The sequence below is a fragment of the Vibrio sp. YT-18 genome, assembly GCF_033337345.1.
GTDB lineage: Bacteria > Pseudomonadota > Gammaproteobacteria > Enterobacterales > Vibrionaceae > Vibrio > Vibrio alginolyticus.
In genome coordinates this window covers 1-1,062 of sequence record NZ_JAWOQO010000259.1, presented here as the reverse complement: position 1 = coordinate 1,062, position 1,062 = coordinate 1, and the positions used below count along the sequence as shown (strand labels likewise).

At 45.8% G+C, this 1,062-nt stretch carries 1 protein-coding gene; it reads right to left on the bottom strand.

The window, feature by feature from the left end:
* Positions 1-182: 182 nt before the first annotated feature.
* The coding region (locus tag R7M72_RS25825) for a PglL family O-oligosaccharyltransferase (RefSeq protein ID WP_318056559.1) at positions 183-1,062 on the bottom strand (880 nt) is incomplete at its 5' end.

Here is a 1,062-nt window from a genome sequence, read left to right as displayed (position 1 = left end):
ACGGTGCTCGCGCGGAAAATGTCGCGCTGTGCTTGAAGGCTCTGGAAGAGTCTTTAACTGAGTGAGAGTTGCGCATTAGAGCGTCTCAAGAGCTTGGAACTCTATTACTCATAACCAACAGGGCCTAAAATCATTGGGCTGAAAGCAAAAAAGCGAAGGAAGTCCTTCGCTTTTTTGTTTGTCTATTCCGCATCAGACACGCTAGGCGTTGTCGATTGGGCTTGTGAGGGTGGTTGATAATTTACTTGGCTAAAGTCGATGTTCGGAAATAGGAATTGAGCCTCTGCACGAATTTGTTCCGCTTTACTGCTGTCATCCAGTCCTTGATAAGCCAAGATCAAGTTATTGTAGAACGCAGGGCGTGGCTTATCTTTAATGATCTGCAATGACCAATCAACATAAGGTTGAATCAAACTTGGATCTTGCTTGTACAGACCAATATTCAAAAAGGTACTGTAAACGTCCCAGTCAAATCTGTCTTTCCATACGACCGGGTTACTTACCTGATTCAAAATATCAGGGTTAGCTGGTCGCGTAGTTTCGAACTTCGTCAGAATGTAGTTCGTGTGTAGTGCGCTCACCATATAGAAGGTAAACACGGCCGGAATCACCAAGCTAAAAACACGCAGTAGACTTTTGGTCACTTTGCTAAACCCAACTTGGCGATAGCGCGAGACACGCTGGTCGACCCAATACAGCAAAATGATGAAAATCAGCCAGTGCACGAGAGAGTGATAAAACGGATATTCCAACTGAGAGTGAAGTACGATAGGAATGAATAACGCAAGCAACGCTAGGCGTGTGCCACGTTTGGCTTGATAAATCCTATGTAAAACCAATCCCATTGCGAGGATTATGCCTAATACAGGCAGAAGCCCACCTTCTACGCCCCAGTACAACATTTCATTGTGAGGATGATCCATCGATGGCAAGCCTGCAGGATAGTTCTCATTCAGCGCATGCTGGCGCGCGGTGTACAGCATGTACTCAGATTCAAACTTACCGTAACCGTAGCCAGTGAACGGTTTCTCGATCACCATATCCAAGGTTTGAGGGAAAGTG